Annotated in this window: 2 pseudogenes; both read right to left on the bottom strand. The window is 48.2% G+C overall.

The features are described from left to right. Window positions 1-543, bottom strand: a pseudogene (locus CIK04_RS29355) (hypothetical protein); the annotation flags it as partial. Window positions 544-693: 150 nt separating this feature from the next. After that, window positions 694-980 (bottom strand): annotated as a pseudogene (locus CIK04_RS29360) (ABC transporter permease subunit); the annotation flags it as partial.

Below are 980 nucleotides of genomic sequence, written 5' to 3' on the forward strand. Positions count from 1 at the left end.
TCTGCGCGATTCACCACGTTCGCCCCTTGCTTCAATGAGCCAGCATTTAGTCCATGTCAGAAGGTTATCCAGCCAACTCTCCATGTCACTATTCACAGATGTCGGGAAACGTTGAGCAGTGCGAAATGGGTTGCTACCTAAGACGGCATATCGCTGATGATTGGTTCTCAAGCCAGCCACACCAATGGTTAACTCTTGGTCTTTATAACCATCAGACATCGCTTTGTTAGTCTGTAAAATAGGCTGGTTAAACCCGTAGGTAGCCTCAATGATGGCCGCATCATGAGTGGGATCCCACTCAAGCGACGACGCATTGGCTGCTAACTGCGTTCGCATCGCGTCGTTTTGCTGCTGATAATCGGCCACGTAGCGCCGCTGGCTTGAATGAAATTCATTTGGATCGGACATCCAGCAAGGCATTCCGCTTTCAAGCGCCCGCTCTACATCCGTTTTGACTTGTGCTGTTGAACCACCGCCACCACTACCACCACCGCATGCGGTCACCGCAAGCGCCAGCAAGCTGGAGTAAAAGATCTTGTTCATTTTCTCGCTCGTTCTTTTTGTTTTTCTTAGTGTTAATTTAATGACTTCAGAACAACAACCAACGAGCTCATCGCGATGATTGATTTTGAACTAACCTAACATAACGGCACCCTATAGGTGCCGTTAGTGAGTTTGTTGAACAATCTAAAATTAGCTCAATGGTCTGAGGTAAGCGAGGAAGCGTTTCTCCGCATTTTGAATACCCAAAGGATCAAAAACGTCAGCGACATGTAGAACAGGCCTGCGGTTAGAAACGATTCAAACGGAGCGTAATAACGCGAGTTCACCAATCGAGCAGCCCCAGTAAGATCGAGAATCGTCACAATACCGGCGACCGCACTGCCGTGAAGCATAAAAATGACTTCGTTACTGTAAGCTGGGAGAGCTCTACGCAACGCACTTGGCAATACAACACGGCGATATGTCATCCAATGGCT

The sequence above is a fragment of the Vibrio sp. 03_296 genome (assembly GCF_002265885.1).